The following is a 3,883-nucleotide window of genomic DNA, read 5'->3' on the forward strand; positions in this document are numbered from 1 at the left end:
ATGCCCACCACGCCCCATTTGCTGTGATCAGCCAGCACCACGGTGCTTCGCGCTGACGTCATGAACGCGCGGTCGGTTTCGGCTTCCAGCAGGTTGGGCGTAGTGAAACCGGCCTGTGCATCCATGCCGTGTACCCCCAGGAACAGGACATCGAGGTGGAGTTGCTTGAGGGAAGAAGTGGCAATCGGCCCCACCAAAGCATCGGACGGTGTGCGCTCGCCGCCAATCAGGATCACGGTAGATCCGAACCGGGCGGGTCCCGATGACGATCCGTGATGGAAGAGGTCAGCGATCCGCACGGAGTTGGTGACCACAGTGATACGGGGGCCGTGAACCAGTTCCTGGGCCAGGGCCCAGGTGGTGGTTCCAGCGCTGAGACCGATCGCCATGCCTTCCTGGACCATCGAGGCGGCCTCGACGGCGATGGCGTGCTTCTCCGCGGTGAGCTGAGTGGACTTGAGCTCAAAGCCAGGTTCGTGGGTGCTCGCATCGCCCGGAAGCTTGGCTCCGCCGTGGATGCGCTCTACCCGGCCCGCTTCCTCAAGGGCTTCGATGTCCCGCCGGACGGTCATGGGGGAGACCCCCAGCAATTGTGCGAGGTCCGAGACCCGGACGACGCGCTCGCGCTGGACGGCGTCGATGATGGCGGTGTGGCGTGCTGCCTGAAGCATCGGGGCCTTTCTGGGGAACCTCGTCAAACATGGGGCTGAGTCTGGCTCCAGTCTAGGGCGGGGGCCCTCCGCCCGGCGGCTCATTGGATCGCGGCGTCGTCACCCGGCCGTCATACGACTGCTTAAAGCACGACGGCCCCGCCCCCCGGGAGGTGAGCGGCGCCGTCGTGCGTTATCTACTTGCGGAGCGAATCAGCAATCTGCTGCATGATGCCGGGGTCTGCCAGGGTGGTGGCGTCACCGGTATCGCGACCTTCCGCGATGTCCTTCAGGAGGCGCCGGACGATCTTGCCGGATCGTGTCTTGGGCAGTTCCGGAACGATCAGCAGCTGCTTGGGCTTGGCGATCGGGCCGATTTCCTTGCCCACATGGTTGCGCAGTTCCAGGACGGTTTCGTCGCCGTTGTTCACGGCGTCACCGCGAAGGATGACGAACGCGACTACGGCCTGGCCGGTGGTGTCGTCCGCCGCGCCCACAACGGCTGCTTCGGCAACGGAGGGGTGAGAGACCAGTGCCGATTCGATTTCCGTGGTGGAGAGGCGGTGGCCGGAAACGTTCATGACATCGTCCACGCGGCCCAGGAGCCAGACGTCGCCGTCCTCGTCCTTCTTGGCACCGTCGCCGGCGAAGTACATGGCCTCGAACCGGGACCAGTACGTGTCCTTGAAACGCTCGGGGTCGCCCCAGATGCCGCGCAGCATGGACGGCCACGGTTCGCGGACCACCAGGTAGCCGCCTTCACCGTTGGCCACGGACTGGCCGGCTTCGTCCACGACGTCCACGGCGATTCCGGGCAGCGGAACCTGCGCCGAGCCGGGCTTGGTGGCCGTGACGCCGGGCAGCGGCGCGATCATCTGGGCGCCGGTTTCGGTCTGCCACCAGGTGTCCACGATCGGCGCGGGGTTTTCCTTCTTCTCACCGTTCTTGCCGGCGTTGGCACCAATGACGTCGCGGTACCACATCCATGCTTCCGGGTTGATGGATTCGCCCACCGAACCCAAGACACGGATGGAGGAGAGATCGTACTTGTCCGGGATGTCCCGGCCCCACTTCATGAAGGTCCGGATCGCCGTGGGTGCGGTGTACAGGATGGAAACTTTGTACTTCTCCACGATTTCCCACCAGCGGCCCTGGTGCGGGGAGTCCGGGGTGCCTTCGTACATGACCTGGGTGGCGCCGTTGATGAGCGGAGCGTAGGTGACGTAGGAGTGGCCGGTGACCCATCCGACGTCGGCCGTGCACCAGTACACGTCCGTTTCGGGGTGGAGGTCAAACACGGCTTTGTGCGTGTAGGCGCCCTGCGTGAGGTAGCCGCCGGTGGTGTGCAGGATGCCCTTGGGCTTACCGGTGGTGCCCGAGGTGTAAAGGATGAACAGCGGGTGCTCGGAGTCATGGCCGACGGCGGTGTGTTCGGTTGATGCCTTATCCACGGTGTCGGACCACCAGAGGTCGCGGCCTTCAACCCAGTTGACGTCCTCGCCGTTGCGCTTGACCACCACGACGTTCTGGACAGTATGACCCTCTTTGGAAAGGGCTTCGTCCACTGCCGGCTTCAGGGCGCTCGGCTTGCCGCGGCGGTAGGTGCCATCGGCGGTGACCACCAGCTTGGCTTCGGCATCCTCGATCCGGGAACGCAGGGCATCGGCGGAGAAGCCACCGAACACTACCGAGTGCACGGCACCGATCCTGGCGCAGGCAAGGAGCGTGATGACTGCCTCGGGGATCATGGGCAGGTAGACGGCCACGCGGTCGCCCTTGGCCACGCCGAGGGACTCGAAAGCGTTGGCTGCCTTCTTGACCTCTTCGGTCAGTTCAGCGTACGTGTAGGTGCGGGTGTCCCCGGGTTCGCCTTCGAAGTAGATGGCAACGCGGTCGCCCAAGCCATTTTCAACATGGCGGTCCAGCGCGTTGTACGCAGCGTTGACCTCGCCGCCGACCAACCATTTGGCGAAGGGCGGGTTGGACCAATCGAGGGCCTCGGTGAAGTCCTTGTCCCACGTCAACAGCTCGCGGGCCTGCTTGGCCCAAAAAGCAGGACGATCAGCTTCAGCCTCTGCGTAGGCGTCAGCACTGGTCACGGCGTTCGCGGCGAACTCCGCCGATGGCGCGAATTTACGGTTCTCGTGGAGAAGGTTTTCAAGCGCCTCCACGTGTGCGGCCGGACCGTTCTGAGCAGTTGAAGCTGCAGCGGTGGCCGTGGATCCGGTGGTGTCCTGGGACATGGTGAACCTCATCATTCATCGATCTTTGCTGCGCGGATCCTGCCATGAGGTACCCGCCCGGGCCGTCGTCGGCGTCGAGCGCGTCCCTCAAAGGTCCGCAGAGTGCTGTCCGCCATCAACACTATCGCTTTGGAAGGTCCTACGTGTGCGTGGTCACAAACGCGCCAGCGAGCGGCGCCGATTTAGCGACGAATGGCATCACCGGCGTCCGGGAACCGTTTACATGACGCACGACGGCGGCACCCTCCCGCCGTAGTATGCGCTGCCGGAGGCGGTCACTATCTGTAAGGGACCTTGGAGTTTGCTGTGGGCGAAGCCGGATGGCCGTTTTCAGCTAGAACCCTGTCAGTGGGGTGGCATAGGCTGAAGAAGTCTTGGGACTCACCTTGAGCGTGACCGGTTTTCCGCGGAATCCTGCGGGGGTCACCTGTCCGGACTGCCCAAGACGCCGCCGTACGAAGGAGAAATAGATGAACCAGCTGAGCCCAGGCCCGCACGACTCACCACGAACGGGACCGGAGACCACGGCTGGAACGGCCACCGCACCACGTGGCAACGCCGCTGGAACTTCTGACGCTGCCGGGAAAGATGCCACCAAGTACGACGCCATCGCGGGGCCCTTCACCATCCGGGACCTCACTGTATTCGGCTCCACGCTGTTGATGTTTGTTGCGTCCTTGCTGCCGATGTTCGGGGAGCGCTACAACCTATGGAACCTCGGCAACCTTTTCTTCCTCCTGCTGGGCATCATCCTGCCTTTGGTGGTGGGGGCCCTCTTCGTAGCCCGCAGATTGCAGCCTGGAACCATCGTCCGGGTAGGTTCGCTGTCCGTTGACCAGTTCGCGTCCGTCACGGCGTCCTTCGCTTTTCCACTCTTCTTCCTGACCATCGCCAACTCGTTCAATGGCGGCGTGCTGCTGGGTTTGATCGGTTCAGTAGGCCTCCTGGCCGCAACCGTCCTGGCCCCGCATCTCCCGTGGTTGTCCGCTG

2 protein-coding genes and 1 pseudogene are annotated in these 3,883 nt (G+C 63.8%); 1 reads left to right on the forward strand and 2 read right to left on the reverse strand.

Annotated features, from left to right (window positions below; all coding sequences use genetic code 11):
* Positions 1 to 671 (reverse strand): DeoR/GlpR family DNA-binding transcription regulator (locus HP499_RS21880; RefSeq protein WP_172326204.1); only part of this gene is annotated, 671 nt, incomplete at its 3' end.
* A 176-nt stretch (positions 672 to 847) separates the two neighbouring features.
* On the reverse strand, positions 848 to 2,893 hold the full coding sequence (gene acs, locus HP499_RS21885; RefSeq protein WP_172326205.1) for an acetate--CoA ligase: 2,046 nt from the start codon (positions 2,891 to 2,893) through the stop codon (positions 848 to 850).
* 470 nt (positions 2,894 to 3,363) lie between these two features.
* Here acs and HP499_RS21890 point away from each other — a divergent pair.
* Positions 3,364 to 3,883: pseudogene (locus HP499_RS21890) on the forward strand (hypothetical protein); the annotation flags it as partial.

The sequence above is a fragment of the Paenarthrobacter sp. CM16 genome (genome assembly GCF_013179505.1).
In the GTDB taxonomy this organism is placed as follows: Bacteria; Actinomycetota; Actinomycetes; order Actinomycetales; family Micrococcaceae; genus Arthrobacter.

Excerpts from the sequence above, each read along its gene's own strand:
- acs (WP_172326205.1), bottom strand. The coding sequence starts at position 2,893 with ATGTCCCAGGACACCACCGGATCCACGGCCACCGCTGCAGCTTCAACT.